Origin of the sequence: Trinickia fusca (genome assembly GCF_003628145.1) — a bacterium.
GTDB lineage: Bacteria > Pseudomonadota > Gammaproteobacteria > Burkholderiales > Burkholderiaceae > Trinickia > Trinickia fusca.
This window is the reverse complement of sequence record NZ_RBZV01000001.1, coordinates 155,029-169,148: the sequence shown is the minus strand read 5'-3', so window position 1 is coordinate 169,148 and position 14,120 is coordinate 155,029. Positions and strand designations below refer to the sequence as shown.

13 protein-coding genes are annotated in these 14,120 nt (G+C 65.3%); 5 read left to right on the top strand and 8 right to left on the bottom strand.

What is annotated here, in order from left to right:
* The first annotated feature begins 197 nt into the window (after nt 1-197).
* The 5 genes from cysS (at nt 198) to D7S89_RS00770 (ending at nt 5,245) form a co-directional block, all read left to right on the top strand.
* The gene (gene cysS, locus D7S89_RS00790; RefSeq protein WP_121274835.1) at nt 198-1,577 is read left to right on the top strand and encodes a cysteine--tRNA ligase; all 1,380 of its coding nucleotides are present in this window, start codon (nt 198-200) and stop codon (nt 1,575-1,577) included.
* A gap of 123 nt (nt 1,578-1,700) precedes the next feature.
* Nucleotides 1,701-2,303: a GNAT family N-acetyltransferase gene (locus D7S89_RS00785; protein WP_121274834.1), complete on the top strand. Its 603-nt coding sequence runs from the start codon at nt 1,701-1,703 to the stop codon at nt 2,301-2,303.
* Between the two features lie 371 nt (nt 2,304-2,674).
* Nucleotides 2,675-3,343 (top strand): GntR family transcriptional regulator, encoded by a 669-nt coding sequence (locus tag D7S89_RS00780; protein WP_121274833.1) that lies wholly within the window; start codon nt 2,675-2,677, stop codon nt 3,341-3,343.
* Nucleotides 3,327-4,613 (top strand): dicarboxylate/amino acid:cation symporter, encoded by a 1,287-nt coding sequence (locus D7S89_RS00775; RefSeq protein ID WP_121274832.1) that lies wholly within the window; start codon nt 3,327-3,329, stop codon nt 4,611-4,613. Before D7S89_RS00780 ends, D7S89_RS00775 begins: the two co-directional genes overlap by 17 nt.
* 113 nt (nt 4,614-4,726) lie before the next feature.
* Nucleotides 4,727-5,245 (top strand): hypothetical protein, encoded by a 519-nt coding sequence (locus D7S89_RS00770; protein ID WP_147426575.1) that lies wholly within the window; start codon nt 4,727-4,729, stop codon nt 5,243-5,245.
* A gap of 70 nt (nt 5,246-5,315) precedes the next feature.
* Here the strand turns inward: D7S89_RS00770 and D7S89_RS00765 are convergent, their stop codons facing one another.
* The 8 genes from D7S89_RS00765 to hutH all read right to left on the bottom strand — a co-directional run bounded on the left by D7S89_RS00765 (nt 5,316) and on the right by hutH (nt 13,986).
* Nucleotides 5,316-5,618, bottom strand: coding sequence for a HigA family addiction module antitoxin (locus D7S89_RS00765; protein WP_121274830.1), 303 nt, complete (start codon nt 5,616-5,618; stop codon nt 5,316-5,318).
* Between the two features lie 161 nt (nt 5,619-5,779).
* Complete coding sequence (gene hutG, locus D7S89_RS00760) at nt 5,780-6,586, bottom strand: N-formylglutamate deformylase (protein ID WP_121274829.1); 807 nt, start codon at nt 6,584-6,586, stop codon at nt 5,780-5,782.
* Between the two features lie 29 nt (nt 6,587-6,615).
* A complete protein-coding gene (locus tag D7S89_RS00755) occupies nt 6,616-8,016 on the bottom strand; it encodes a formimidoylglutamate deiminase (protein ID WP_121274828.1) in 1,401 nt (466 codons plus the stop codon).
* 1 nt (nt 8,017) lies between these two features.
* Nucleotides 8,018-9,274, bottom strand: a complete 1,257-nt coding sequence (gene hutI, locus D7S89_RS00750) for an imidazolonepropionase (protein ID WP_121274827.1) — start codon at nt 9,272-9,274, stop codon at nt 8,018-8,020.
* A 63-nt stretch (nt 9,275-9,337) separates the two neighbouring features.
* Nucleotides 9,338-9,991 carry a HutD/Ves family protein gene (locus tag D7S89_RS00745; protein WP_245982572.1) on the bottom strand — a complete coding sequence of 218 codons (654 nt, stop codon included), beginning with the start codon at nt 9,989-9,991 and terminating at the stop codon, nt 9,338-9,340.
* Complete coding sequence (gene hutU / locus D7S89_RS00740; RefSeq protein WP_121274826.1) at nt 9,991-11,679, bottom strand: urocanate hydratase; 1,689 nt, start codon at nt 11,677-11,679, stop codon at nt 9,991-9,993. The genes D7S89_RS00745 and hutU overlap by 1 nt, the downstream gene beginning before the upstream one ends.
* A 50-nt stretch (nt 11,680-11,729) precedes the next feature.
* Nucleotides 11,730-12,425, bottom strand: coding sequence for a histidine utilization transcriptional repressor HutC (gene hutC, locus D7S89_RS00735; protein WP_121275938.1), 696 nt, complete (start codon nt 12,423-12,425; stop codon nt 11,730-11,732).
* A 28-nt stretch (nt 12,426-12,453) separates the two neighbouring features.
* Nucleotides 12,454-13,986: a histidine ammonia-lyase gene (gene hutH, locus D7S89_RS00730; RefSeq protein ID WP_121274825.1), complete on the bottom strand. Its 1,533-nt coding sequence runs from the start codon at nt 13,984-13,986 to the stop codon at nt 12,454-12,456.
* Between the last annotated feature and the right edge of the window lie 134 nt (nt 13,987-14,120).

Sequence of the window (14,120 nt, the reverse complement as noted above, 5' to 3'; positions counted from 1 at the left end):
TGGCCCCTTCCCCTACGCGCGTCGCGCACGTCCGAGCATGCTGTTGTCGCAGCTTGCCAGGGGAAGCTCGCGGCTAGCGCGTTCATCGCGCGTCGACATCCGAGCCCTGCTGGCCACCCGTCGCAAGACCGGTGGCCTTTTTGTTTTGCCCCTGGTTTTTCCCCTGTCAATCGCTTCGAACAACAAGGAAAAAAACGATGGCTCTCACCCTGTACGACACCTGGTCTCGCGCATTACGTCCCTTCGAGCCGCTGCAACCGGGCCGCGTGGGACTCTATTGCTGCGGCCCGACTGTCTACGACTACGCCCACATCGGCAATCTACGGACCTATCTGTTCGAAGACGTGTTGCGCCGCGTGCTCGAGCTCAACGGCTACGAGGTCCAGCACGTCGTCAACATCACCGACGTGGGCCATCTGGTCTCCGATGCCGACGACGGCGAAGACAAGATGGAAAAAGGCAGCCGGCGCACGGGTGAGACGGCCTGGGCCATCGCGGAACGCTACACGGTCGCATTCATGAACGACTGGCGTGCGCTCAATCTGCGCGAGCCTGCGTTGTGGTGCCGGGCAACCGACCACATCGCCGAGCAGATCGCGTTCGTCGCCGAACTCGAGCGCAAGGGCTACACGTACCGCTGCGCGGACGGCATCTACTTCGACACGAGCCGGCAGCCCGAGTATGGCCATCTCGCACGGCTCGACCGCGAAGGCCTGCAAGCGGGCAAGCGCGTCGCGCTCGGCGAGAAGCGCGACGTGACCGACTTCGCGCTGTGGAAGTTCAGCCCGCCCGGCACACAGCGGCAGATGGAGTGGGAAAGCCCCTGGGGCAAGGGCTTTCCGGGCTGGCACATCGAGTGCTCGGCGATGTCGGCCAAGTACCTGACGCCATGGTTCGACATCCACTGCGGCGGCGAAGATCACATCGCCGTGCATCACAGCAACGAGATCGCGCAGACCGAGGCTTGCCACGGCACGCGTCTCGCGAACTTCTGGATGCACGGCCATTTTCTGACGACCGACGAGTCGACGAAGATGTCGAAGTCGAGCGGCGAATTCCTGCGCATTCAGACGCTTGACGATCGCGGCATCGATCCGCTCGCCTATCGCTATCTGTGCCTGAGCGCGCACTACCGCGGCAAGCTGCGCTTTAGCTTCGACGCGCTCGATGCGGCGCAAGTGGCGCTCGACAAGCTGCGCAAGACGTACGCGAGCTGGCCCGAAGGCGGCGCGCCCGACGCGTCGTTCGTCGCGCGGTTCATCGACGAGGTCAACCAGGATCTGAACATGCCGCGCGCGCTCGCCGTGCTATGGGAGCTCGTCAAAAGCGATTTGCCGCCGGCGGTGCGCCGCGCCACGGTCGACCGCTTCGATGCCGTGCTCGGCTTGCAACTCGGCGAGTGGCGTGCACAGGCGTTCGACATCCCCGCCGCCATCACCGCGTTGGCCGATGAGCGTGCACAGGCGCGCGCCGCCAAGGATTGGGCGCAGTCCGACCGCCTGCGCGCCACGCTACGGACGATGGGCTGGCAGGTCGAGGACAGTGCACAGGGGCAGAAGTTGAGCCCGGTGGAATGATGGTCCGATGAAGGTGTGCGGTGCGGCCTTGCCGGATGGCCGCGCCGCACCCGTGTTACGCTGCGCTCGCTCAAGCTTGGTACTGCGCCTAATGCGCCATGTGGCACGAGGATCGTCCCGACGATGAAACCTGTCTCTACCCGCTTGCTGTTCGAATTCGAAGGAGGCCGCGCGCTCGCGCTCGGGCACGACGACATGTCTGCTCTGCAAGCCTTCTATGTGCGCAATCCCGAGTACTTCATGGCTGTCGAAGGCGAGCCGCCCGCCGCGGATGAAGCGCGCAGCACGCTCGAGGATGGACTCCCCCCCGAGATGCCCTACCGATACATTCGGACCATCGGCTTCGTCGACATGGACGGCGCATTGACAGCGATGGCCAATGTCGTGGCCGATATGTTCGTGCCGGGCGTCTGGCTGATCGGCCTGTTCATCGTCCAGACCGATCGGCACGGGCATGGGCTTGCACAGGCGAGCTATCGGGCGATGGAAACGTGGATGCGCAGTGAAGGTGCGCAGTGGATACGGCTCGGCGTCGTGATCGGCAATGCGAGAGCCGAGCGGTTTTGGGAGCGTGTAGGCTACGTCGAGGTGCGTACGCGCGAAGGCCTCGTCATGAAGTCGAAGACGAACGACCTGCGTGTGATGGTCAAGCCGCTTGTCGAAGAGAGCATCGCAGCGTATCTGGCGAAGGTGCCACGGGATCGGCCGGAGACGGAGGGGGCTTGATCAGGTTTCACGCAACCGGTTACCAAGCCTCTCCAAAATGCATCTCGAAACGAATTCACCACCCTTATTCACGTCGACCTTTTCGAAAATAGATCCGACGTATGATTTTCATTCCCCAAAAGTTACCGGAATGAGCCGATAACCCATGCATCAATGACGCCCAGGCGTCTTACGGCAAAGCATTGAATTATCCGTACATGTCTGTCTATATAACCACCCTACTCTTATCGAGCATAAAAGGAAGCAGAGCCCGATAGCGCTTACTCCGCACGCACCACCTGAATAACCGATCAGCTTCCTTTTTCCCCGCAATCGGGTAATATCCGGGCCAGCCACATTTATCGGATTACAGAAAAATACTGAGATCTCAGATGGCAACGAACCCCGAATCGGACACTCAAGCTGCGTATGTGAAAATCCGCGCGCGGATTCTCGATGGACGGCTTTCGCCCGGCCAGGCCATTTCGCCACGCGGCCTGACCGACGAGCTCGAACTCGGGCACACGCCGATCCGTTCAGCGATTCAGCGGCTCGTCGTAGAAGGGCTCGTGTATGTGGTGCCGCGCAAAGGCACCTACGTGGCCGCGCCGACCACCAAGGATCTCAGCGAGATCTTCCAGGTGCGTCTGGCACTCGAAAGCACGGCCGCCTATCTGGCGGCGCTGAATGGCCCGACCAAAGGGCTCAGCAAATCGGTCGACCGCTTACAACAGCTGCTCGATGGCGACTCCATGGACCTCATGGCCGAGCAACGCGCAGGCTGGACCTTTCACCAAGAGCTGTTCGCGGCTTCAGGCAACGACCGGCTGTTCACGACGTACCAGGTGTTTCGTGCGCAAACCGGCCTTGCACTGAAGGAACTGCCGCATCACGACATCGCCACCGTGCGGCGCGGTACGATCGAACATCTCGACATCTACGCGGCGATCAAGGTCAGAGAGCCCGAAGTGGTGCGCAACCATATGTGGAATCACATCGTGGACGGCACCGACGCACGAATCAAGCTGATCAGCGATCGTGAACATGACCTCGCGCACTAAGCCGTTCACGGCACCACTGCGCATGCTGGCCGCCATCGCGCTGGGCGTCGCCGCCGGCATCCTCGTGCCCGCACTCGGCGCCAAGCTCGGCATCATCTCGACCCTGTTCGCGCACGCGATCAAGATGGTCGTGATGCCGCTGATCCTGCTTTCGGTCACGCTCGGTACGTTCCGCGCGAGTTCGCAGCCCACCAAGTTCGCCAGGACGACGCTGCTCAGCATCGGCTTTTTTCTGGTGGCAACGCTGCTTGCGGCCGCATTGGGGCTGGGCCTGAATATGCTCTTTCGCCCGGGGCTCGGCGCAAACCTCGGGCCAACTGCCGCGATGCCCAGAAACCTTGCCGCGAGCATCGACTGGGCACAGTTCGTCGTCGATCTGGTGCCGGCCAACATCGTGGGCGCCTTGGCAGCAGGCAATGCGCTCCCCGTTCTCGTCTTCGGCGTGCTGCTGGGCTCCGCCTTGTCGGCGATCGGCAATCAGGCGTCGCCGATGATCGGCGTGCTCGAATCGATGATGGCCGCGCTGTTCAAAATGACTGAATGGGTCGTGGCGTGCTCGCCGCTGGCGATTTTCTCGGCATTGGCCACCCTGCTTGCCTCGAAAGGCGTGTCCGCCCTCCTCCCCTTGATCAAGCTGCTGGGCATCGCCTATCTCGGCTTGGCGGTCCTTGCGGCACTGCTCACGCTCGTCATCAAAGCCATGGGGTTCTCGCCGCTTCGCGTGATCAAGGGCGTCAGCGAGCCGCTGATCCTGGCCTTGACGACCCGCTCATCCGAAATCACGTTTCCCGTTCACCTCAAGAAGTTGACCGAGATGGGGGTGCCGCAGCCCATCGCGGCGACGATCCTGCCGCTGTCGTACATCTTCAATCGCGACGGCGCCGTGCTCTACACGGCCCTCGTCGTCGGCTATCTGGTGGACGTTTATCACATGGCGTGGAACTGGCCGCTGGCGCTCACGATCGTCGCATTGACGACCATCACGATCGACGGCGTCGCGAACGTGCCGTCAGGTGCCGTCGTCGCCATTACGGTCATCCTCGCCGCCGTTGGCGTGCCGATCGAGGCGGTAGCGTTGATTCTCGGCCTCGATGCGTTCTTCGACATGGGGCGTACCGCGTTGAACGTCTATGCGAGCACGACGGCAACGGCGGTAGCGATGAAGCTTTCGAAAGAAACGTACGCGGGCGCCGCCAGCGACGAACGCCTCGGCAGCCTCCACGGCATACGAAGAAAAACCCGATTGACGACCAGCGAAGCGATGCGCTGAATTCCAGGAGCTTGGCTAAGAGGAAGAATAGCTAGCGAAGCAAGAAAAGCGGCTGGCGCCAGTGCTGCAACACCGACACCAGCCTGACCACGGATGTTTAGAACGAGACCCCCATGGCTGTCCGTATTCTACGGCAAGGCCAGCGGCACGGAACGATGTCGAGCTCCGTCGGTGCCGCTCGGCCCAACGACTCGCACGTACCGCGTCTTGAACGGTATGCGGCACCTCGCGACTCGTCGTCCAAACGAACCCGCGTCGACGACACGCGCACACGACCTGCATACCAGCAGGCCGCACCATTCCCATTCGATATCTTTCACGATGATTGCTCGCAGCCGACTGAGGAGGAATCCATCGCCGCCTTTCATGCACGCTTGTCCGCGATCAAACGCGTCGCCGTGCATAGCGAGCGCCGCAGAAATGCAGCATCGCTCGAGCCCGGGCACTTCGGCATCTATCTGATCGACTGCGAAGGCAACGAATATCCGTTTCTGCGCTTCCAGCAAGCGGCGAATGCAGCATATGCGGCACTGCGTATCGCTGAGGTTTATCGGCTGGGCGTCGAATTCGGCAATTTCAAAGAGCCTAAATTGATCGGCGATCCTCAGTTGCTGGGCGCGGTGCCCTGCTGACCGCGAACCACGGCAGCGTATGAGACAGAAGCAGCGGCAGACCGCGTCTGCCGCCTCGGTATAGGCCGGCTCAGAACAACGAGCGCTGCCGTTGCTGCGCCATCGACATGACGTTCAGCTCGTCGAGCCGCTCACGCGCCTTGGCGAGATCGTGTACGAGCTGACGCTGCAGCCATGTTTCGGCGCCACCGCCGAACGCCTTGTCGAGCCTCAGCGCCATTTCAGGCGAAATGCCGGCCTTGCCGCTCAACAGGTTCGTCAGTGCCTGGCGGCTCACGCCGAGCACGGTCGCCCCTTCGGTGACGGTCAGGTTGAAACGCTGCAGACACAGTTGGCGCACGATCGCGCCAGGATGGAAATCGGAATCGGCCATGAAGCGGAACCTTATCGGCGAACGCGGCGCTCGTCAACCGACAAGTGCCGATTGTCGGAAAAGCGCCGCATCGGCACAACGCCCTCAGCTCGGTCGACATACCCATGCCGCCCCCTACTCAGGCGCCGATGCCGCAACGAGCCTATGCCCGCCGCGCCCGCTCACGCGACGAAGCGCAACGCCTCGTCGATGAGCGAGCGCATCAGCGGCACGACGCGCGCGGCCTTGTCCTCGTCGTAGCGGTACGGACGCGCCTCGTCCATGTACGTGATCTGCGCAAGCTCGAGCTGCACCGCGTGGACGCCGTCGCCGGGCACACCGTACCGACGCGTGATGTAGCCGCCCTTGAAGCGCCCGTTCGCCACCGCCGTATAACGCCCATCCTGCGTCACGCGTTCGGCCAATGCCTCGGCCAGTCCAGGTGCCGCGCTCGCGCCGTTCGCCGTGCCGAAGTTGAAATCGGGCAAACGCCCCGCGAAAAAGCGCGGCACCTGCGAGCGGATCGAATGCGCTTCCCAGAGCAGGGCGACGCCGTGCTCTGCCTTGATCGCGCTCAGTTGCTGGGCGAGCGCATCGTGATACGGCTGCCAGTAGCGTTCGCGCCGGCGCGCGATCTCGGCCGCGTCGGGCTCACGGCCGGGCAGATACAGCGGCGCCTTGTCGAACGTATCGACGGGCAAGAGCCCGGTCGTGTCCTGCCCCGGATACAGATTGGCGTCGTCGGGCGGACGGTTCAGGTCGATCACGTAGCGCGCGCAGGTCGGCACGATGCACGCAGCGCCGAGCTGTCGCGCGAACGCGTAGAGGCGCTCGAGGTGCCAGTCGCAATCGTCGACGTGAGCCGCGACGTCGGTCATCGATGCCTTGATGTCATCGGGAATCTGCGTCCCGACGTGCGGCATCGAGATCAGCAGCGGCACGGTGCCCGGGAGGGACGAATAGATCGGGAAATCGAGAGAAGCGCTCATACGTGGGTCCGTGGAAAACGAGAAGCCAGTCAGCTCATCAATTGCGCAACAGCGTCGCGATAGGCCGCATAGGCCTCGTCTTCGTCGACGTGCCTGCCCGCTTCGACGACCCGTCGCCCGCCCGCGTAGACCTCGCGAATCGGCGAGCCACCATGCTCGCAGAACACGAGACCCGCGAGCCAGTTCTCCGGCGCGCGGCCGTCGACGCTCGGATGCGCGCCGTCGAGCACGAGCCAGTCGGCGCGGCAGCCCACGCGCAACGCGCCCGTGGCGCGGCCCGTCGCTTGCGCACCGCCGGCAAGCGCGGCGTCGAACAGGCGCTCGGCCACTTGCGGCCGCGTGCTTGACGCCAGCACGTTACGCTGCCGGCGCGCGAGGCGCTGACCGTATTCGAGCAGACGCAATTCCGCGCGCCAGTCGACGGCGATATGGCTGTCCGAGCCGATGCCGATGCGACCGTGCGCCTCGAGGTAGTCGTGCGCGGGAAACAGCCCATCGCCGAGATTGGCCTCGGTCGTCGGACACAGTCCGGCCACGGCGCCGGAACGCGCAAGCGCGTTCGCCTCGGCCGCATCGACGTGCGTCGCGTGCACGAGGCACCAGCGCGCATCGACGTCGAATCGATCGAGCAGCCAGGCGACCGGCCGCTGCCCCGTCGCGGCAACGCAATCATTCACTTCGCCGGTCTGCTCGGCGATATGGATGTGCACGGGCGCCTGCGCCAGACTGGCATCGAGCGTGCGCAAGCCGTCGAGCAACGTGCGCAGCGACGCTTCGGACACGGCCCGCAGCGAATGCGGCGCCACACCGTAGACGAGCGCCGCATGCTCGGGCCGCGCGCGCCGTAGAGCGCCGATCAGTTCGAGCAGCGTCTCGGGCGTGTTGATGAAGCGCCCTTGATCAGTTCGCGGCGCACGCTCGCCGAAGCCGCTGTACTGATAAAGCACGGGCAGCATCGTGAGACCGACGCCGGCTTGCCCGGCCGCGTCGACGACACGTTCGGCAAGCTCCGCCCGATTCGCGTACGGGCGGCCGTCGGGCAAGTGGTGCACGTAGTGGAATTCGCAGACCGACGTATAGCCGGCCTTCAGCATCTCGACGTAGAGCCAGCGCGCAATGGCCGCGAGCGCGTCGGGCGTGAGCCGCGCGGCAAAGTGATACATGAGGTCGCGCCAGCTCCAGAAGTCGTCGCCCACTTGCGCGCGATATTCGGCCAGTCCTGCCATCGCGCGCTGAAACGCGTGCGAGTGCAGATTGGGCATGCCGGGCAGCAGCGGCCCGCTCGCGCGCGCCACGTCCGCATCGCATGCGGCGTCCGGTGTGACGGCCTCGAGCATGCCCTCATCGTTCCATTCCAGCAGCACGTTGCGGCACCAGCCCTGCGGCAGATAGGCGTGCTCGGCAAACAGCGCGTGTGCGTGAGTCGTCACATCAAGCTCCTTCGGCTTTGGTGAATGCGCCCGCCGCTTGCGGCCACTGCGCCCGATGCACGGTGACACCGGCGCGCACGACGCGCGCCGCGAGCGGCCGGCCGATCCAGTACGCCAGCTCGGCCAGCGTATCGACCGACCACGCGACGAAGTCCGCCTCGCGCCCCACCTCGAGCACACCATGTCGCGCGCTCTGGCCCAACGCACGCGCCGCATGCGTCGTCACGCCTTGCAGCACCTCAGGCACGGTCAGGCGAAACAGCGTGCAGCCGAGGTTCAGCATCGCCAGCAGCGAGGTGGCCGGCGAGGTGCCCGGATTGCTGTCGGTCGCGATCGCGATCGGGACTTCGTACCGGCGCAACAGCTCGATCGGCGGCAGCTGGGTCTCGCGGATGAAGTAGAACGCCCCCGGCAACAGGACAGCCACGGTACCGGCTTCCTTCATCGCGGCAACGCCCGCTTCGTCGAGAAACTCGAGATGGTCGGTCGAGAGCGCACGATAGCGAGCCGCCAGCGCCGAGCCCCCCATGAGGCTCAGTTGCTCGGCATGCATCTTGACGGGCAGGTTGCGCCGCGCGGCCGCCTCGAACACGCGCTCGCTCTGCGCGAGCGTGAAGCCGATGCGTTCGCAGAACACGTCGACCGCATCGACGAGGCCCTCGTCGGCCAGTGCCGGCAGCATGCGTTCGCAGACTTCGTCGATATAGGCATCGGCGCGCCCCGCGAATTCGGGCGGCAGCGCATGCGCGCCAAGAAATGTCGTATAGACGCTGACCGGATAGCGGCGCGCGAGCTCACGCGCCACGCGCAACATGCGCCGCTCGCTCGCGAGTTCGAGCCCATAGCCCGACTTGATCTCGATGGCGCCGACGCCCTCGGCGAGCAACGGTTCGAGACGCGCCGCCGACGCACGCAGCAGCGTTTCTTCATCGGCTGCGCGCGTGGCTCGCACCGTCGATACGATGCCGCCGCCCCGTCGCGCGATTTCTTCATAGCTCGCGCCAGCGAGCCGCAAGGCGAATTCGTCGGCACGCTGTCCCGCGTAGACGAGGTGCGTATGGCAATCGACGAGGCTCGGCGTGACCCACGCGCCGCCGAGGTCCTCGCGTGGCCACGCAGCGTACTGAACCGGCAGCGCCTGGGCGGGACCGAGCCAGACGAGCTTGCCGTCATGTACGGCGAGCGCGCAATCGCGAATGACTTCGTCGGGATTGCCGCGTGGACAGAGATGCAGGTGATGCCAGACAAGGTCGTTCATCGAGCAGCCCGAAAACGGAAGCGGCGGCCGATGACAGACGCGTCACCAGCCGCCGCAGGTCGATCATAAGTAACGGATGCGGATGGCGAGCGCGGTGCCGGTGCCGTCGATGGCGCAGGTCAGCGCGCGCGGCGCGTCGATGCGTAGCGTGTCCATCGATGCAAGCTCGACAGGCGCCTCGCCCTCTCCCGCTGCCACTGCCACTGCCAGTGTCACCGCCAGCGTGCCGTGCGCACAAAACACGAGTGCCACGTCGGCATCGAGCGTGTGCACACCGGCACCGCGCCACACCTCGAGCGTTGCACTCGCGCGCGCGCGCCGCAGCATCAAGTTGAAATCGCGCGTGGGGCCGTCGACGAGCGCAGCGTCGATACTCGCCTCGCCCGCGAAGTGCGCGACGGCAAACGGTTCGCTCAACACGTGGGTCGCCCCGCGCTCGTCGACGAGCCGCATGCCGGCGCCCTCGAGCAACACGAGCGTGCGATCGATACCGGCAAAGCGCGAGAACGGCCCCGGCTGGGCGACGTCGGCGACGCTCACGCGCCAGTCGAACGTATCGAAGCCCGCTTGCGGCGGATGGGCGGCGACTTCACGCGTGACGCCGCCACCGTTCTTCCACGGCACCGCGGCCAGCTCGCTCGCGCGCATGAGCGTGATCGCCGTGCGCGCGGCGCGAGCCTGCCCCGGTTGGGCTGCCGCTGGCATCGTCGCGACCATCAACGCCCCAGCATCGGCAGCTTGAGCCCGACCTCGCGTGCGGTTTGCTGCGCGAGCTCGTAGCCGGCATCGGCGTGGCGCATGACGCCTGTGGCCGGATCGTTGAACAGCACGCGTTCGACGCGGCGCGCCGCCGCATCGGTCCCGTCGCAGACGATCACCACGCCCGAGTGCTGACTAAAGCCCATGCCGACCCCACCGCCATGATGCAGCGAGACCCATGTCGCGCCGCCGGCCGTGTTCAGCAGCGCATTGAGCAGCGGCCAATCGCTGACGGCGTCCGAGCCGTCCTTCATCGCTTCGGTCTCGCGATTGGGGCTCGCGACCGAACCCGTGTCGAGGTGATCGCGGCCGATCACGACCGGCGCCTTCAGCTCGCCGCGCTTGACCATCTCGTTGAACGCGAGGCCCAGGCGATAGCGATCCTTCACGCCGACCCAGCAGATGCGCGCGGGCAGCCCCTGGAATGCGATGCGCTCGCGCGCCATGTCGAGCCAGTTGTGCAGATGCGGATCGTCGGGGATCAGCTCCTTGACCTTGGCATCGGTCTTGTAGATGTCCTCGGGGTCGCCCGACAGCGCGACCCAGCGGAACGGCCCCTTGCCTTCGCAAAAGAGCGGGCGGATGTAGGCCGGCACGAAGCCCGGGAAGTCGAACGCGTTCGCCACCCCCATGTCTTGCGCCATCTGACGGATGTTGTTGCCGTAATCGAGCGTGGCGGCGCCGCGCGCTTGCAGCGTCAGCATCGCTTCGACCTGCCGCGCCATCGACTGCTTCGCGGGCACGACGATGCTCTGCGGCTCGACCTTCTGCCGCTCGCGCCATTGCTCCACCGTCCAGCCTTGCGGCAGATAGCCGTTGATCGGGTCGTGCGCGCTCGTCTGGTCGGTCACGCAGTCCGGCGTGATGCCACGCTCCACGCATTGCGCGAACACATCCGCCGCGTTGCCGAGCAGGCCCACCGACACGGGCTTGCCGCTCGCCTTGGCTTGCTCGATCATCGCGAGCGCTTCGTCGAGCGTCGTCGCCTTCTTGTCGACGTAGCGCGTCTTCAGGCGGAAGTCGATGCGTGACTCGTCGCATTCGACGGCGATCATCGAGAAGCCCGCCATCGTCGCTGCGAGCGGCTGCGCGCCGCCCATGCCGCCAAGGCCGCCCGTCAGGATCCAGCGCCCTTTCGGATCGCCGTTGAAATGCTGATTGGCCACCGAGTAGAAGGTCTCATAGGTGCCTTGCACGATGCCCTGGCTGCCGATGTAGATCCAGCTGCCGGCCGTCATCTGGCCGTACATCATGAGGCCCTTGCGGTCGAGCTCGTGAAAGTGGTCCCAGTTCGCCCAGTGCGGCACGAGGTTCGAATTGGCGAGCAGCACGCGCGGCGCATCGGCGTGCGTACGGAACACGCCGACGGGCTTGCCCGACTGGATCAACAACGTCTCATCGTCTTCGAGATCCTTCAGCGTCGCGAGGATCTGATCGAAGCACGCCCAGTTGCGCGCGGCGCGGCCGATGCCACCGTACACGACGAGCGCATGCGGATGCTCGGCTACCTCGGCGTCGAGGTTGTTCTGAATCATCCGGTACGCGGCCTCGGTCAGCCAGCTCTTGCAGGTTTTCTGCGGGCCGCGCGGCGCGCGCACGGAGCGCGTCGGATCGAGGCGCGGGTCGGTGAATTTCGGATCGTTCATGAGAGCCTCTTCAGTGAGGGGGCAATGCGTTCGACTCGCTCGAGTCGGGTTCAAAAATGTCCGGTGAAGCGATAGCGGGTGCCCGGATGCCACAAGTTGACGACCGAGGCGACGAGCGTTTGCGTCCAGGTGCGCCGGTGCAGCACGAGACACGGCTCGCCCTCGCCCATCATCAGGTGACGGCCGGTCTCGAGCTCGGGCAGCGCCGCCTCGATGCGGTACTCGACACGCGAGAGCGGCGCCACGCGCACGAGATATTGGTTCGGCGTGATCGTCGAAAAGTCCTGCAGCGCATACTCGGGCGCGCACGCCGGGTTGACCCAGCGCGCTTCGAGCTGCAAGGGCTCGTCGTTCTCGAAGTGCAGCACGCGCGAATGAAACACGGGGCTGCCTGCGCTGACCTGCATCTCGTCGGCCAGGGCTTCATCGGCCACGGTCGCGCCCAGATCCAGCACGATGGCGCGATGACGATGGCCGCGCGCAGCAATCTCGTCGGAGATGCTGCGGATCGCGACCAGCGTCGATTCGTACTTGGGCCGTGCGACGAACGTGCCAGCCCCTTGCACGCGCGTGAGCACCTGCTCGGCCGTCAGTTCGCGCAGGGCACGGTTGACCGTCATGCGCGCGACCTTGAACTCGCGCGCGAGCTCGTTTTCGGACGGCACCTGATCGCCCTCGGCCCATTCACCGGAGTGAATGCGCGCGAGGATGAAGTCCTTGATGCCTTGGTACGCGGGGGCGTTCATGCGCGGCAAGTGTCCTTCGTTGCGTGCATCACTGCACAACGGGGGCTTCGGACGCGAACGAGAACGGGCTCGATTGCGCGATGGTGCCGTCCTGCACGAGCCGCGCGATGGCCGCGATGTCGGGCGCGAAATAGCGGTCCAGATCGTAGTGCGGCACGACTGCGCGCACGACGCCCATCACGGCCTGCAGCCGCTCGCTCGTGCGATGCGGCGCGCGCAGGTCGACGCCTTGCGCAGCCGCCAGCAGTTCGATCGCGAGGATGTTCGCGGTGTTCTCGGCGATGTCGGCCAGCTTGCGCGCCGCGAACGTCGCCATCGACACGTGGTCTTCCTGGTTTGCCGAAGTCGGCAGCGAATCGACGGAGGCCGGATGGGCGAGCGTCTTGTTCTCCGACGCGAGCGCCGCCGCCGTCACGTGCGCGATCATGAAGCCCGAGTTCACCCCCCCGTCCTTGACGAGGAACGGCGGCAGGCCCGAGAGCGTCGCATCGATGAGCAGCGCGATGCGGCGCTCCGCCAGCGCGCCGATTTCGGCCGCGGCAAGCGCGAGGTTGTCGGCCGCGAACGCGACGGGCTCGGCGTGGAAGTTGCCGCCCGACAGCACTTCGCCCGTGTCGGGGAAGATCAGCGGGTTGTCGGACACGGCGTTTGCTTCGATCAGCAGCACTTCAGCCGCGTGGCGCATCTGGTCGAGACAGGCGCCCATGACCTGCGGCTGGCAGCGCAGGCTGTACGGATCCTGCACCTTGCCGCAGTCGCGATGCGACAGGTTGATGCCCGAGCCTTCGAGCAGCGTGCGATAAGCCGCCGCCGCATCGACCTGACCGCGATGGCCGCGCAGTTCGTGAATGCGCGCGTCGAACGGCTTGACCGAGCCCGCGGCCGCATCGACCGACAGTGCGCCCGCCACGAGACCCGTGCGGAACAGGTCTTCGATGGCAAACAGGTTGTACAGCGCCAGCGCCGCCGAGGCCTGCGTGCCGTTCAGCAGCGCCAGCCCCTCCTTCGCTTGTAGTGTGAGCGGTGCCAGGCCCGCGAGCTTGAGGCCCTCGGCCGCGCTCATGCGCTCGCCGCGCGCATGCACTTCGCCGATACCGAGCAGCGTGGCCGACATATGCGCGAGCGGCGAGAGATCGCCCGACGCGCCGACCGAACCTTTGACGGGAATCACGGGCAGCACATCGGCGTTGAACAGCGCGACGAGCGCTTCCATGACCTCGCGACGAATACCCGAATGGCCGCGGCCGAGGCTCGAGAGTTTCAGCGCGATCAAGAGCCGCACGACCGGCGCCGCCATCGGCTCGCCGACGCCCACCGCATGCGACAGCACGAGATTGCGCTGCAGCAGCTCCAGTTGATCATGCGGAATGTGCGTGCTGGCCAGTCGCCCGAAACCCGTGTTGATGCCGTAAGCGGGATCGCCCTTCGCGGCGATGTCGGCGACGGTCTTGGCGCTTGCGTCGATGGCGGCATAGCTGGCCGGATCGAGTTTGAGCGTCACGCGCTCGCGGGCGATGCGGCGCAATTGCGGGAGAGTCAGATGGCCTGGCGTGAGAATCATGATGAGGGCGTCCTGGTTTGCTGGTTTGCGTCAGACAGTCAGTCAGTGTGTAAGCCAGTCTAGTCTTGCCAGCTTGTATATACAACTCGTTTTTGCAAAATTGACGTCAGGGATTTCCATTAGTCACCACGCGT

Excerpts from the sequence above, each read along its gene's own strand:
- hutI (WP_121274827.1), bottom strand. The coding sequence starts at position 9,274 with ATGAACGACCTTGTCTGGCATCACCTGCATCTCTGTCCACGCGGCAAT.
- hutC (WP_121275938.1), bottom strand. The coding sequence starts at position 12,425 with ATGAACGCCCCCGCGTACCAAGGCATCAAGGACTTCATCCTCGCGCGC.
- hutU (WP_121274826.1), bottom strand. The coding sequence starts at position 11,679 with ATGAACGATCCGAAATTCACCGACCCGCGCCTCGATCCGACGCGCTCC.
- D7S89_RS00775 (WP_121274832.1), top strand. The coding sequence starts at position 3,327 with ATGACCTCGCGCACTAAGCCGTTCACGGCACCACTGCGCATGCTGGCC.
- hutG (WP_121274829.1), bottom strand. The coding sequence starts at position 6,586 with ATGAGCGCTTCTCTCGATTTCCCGATCTATTCGTCCCTCCCGGGCACC.
- D7S89_RS00780 (WP_121274833.1), top strand. The coding sequence starts at position 2,675 with ATGGCAACGAACCCCGAATCGGACACTCAAGCTGCGTATGTGAAAATC.
- cysS (WP_121274835.1), top strand. The coding sequence starts at position 198 with ATGGCTCTCACCCTGTACGACACCTGGTCTCGCGCATTACGTCCCTTC.
- D7S89_RS00745 (WP_245982572.1), bottom strand. The coding sequence starts at position 9,991 with ATGGTCGCGACGATGCCAGCGGCAGCCCAACCGGGGCAGGCTCGCGCC.
- D7S89_RS00765 (WP_121274830.1), bottom strand. The coding sequence starts at position 5,618 with ATGGCCGATTCCGATTTCCATCCTGGCGCGATCGTGCGCCAACTGTGT.
- hutH (WP_121274825.1), bottom strand. The coding sequence starts at position 13,986 with ATGATTCTCACGCCAGGCCATCTGACTCTCCCGCAATTGCGCCGCATC.
- D7S89_RS00770 (WP_147426575.1), top strand. The coding sequence starts at position 4,727 with ATGGCTGTCCGTATTCTACGGCAAGGCCAGCGGCACGGAACGATGTCG.
- D7S89_RS00785 (WP_121274834.1), top strand. The coding sequence starts at position 1,701 with ATGAAACCTGTCTCTACCCGCTTGCTGTTCGAATTCGAAGGAGGCCGC.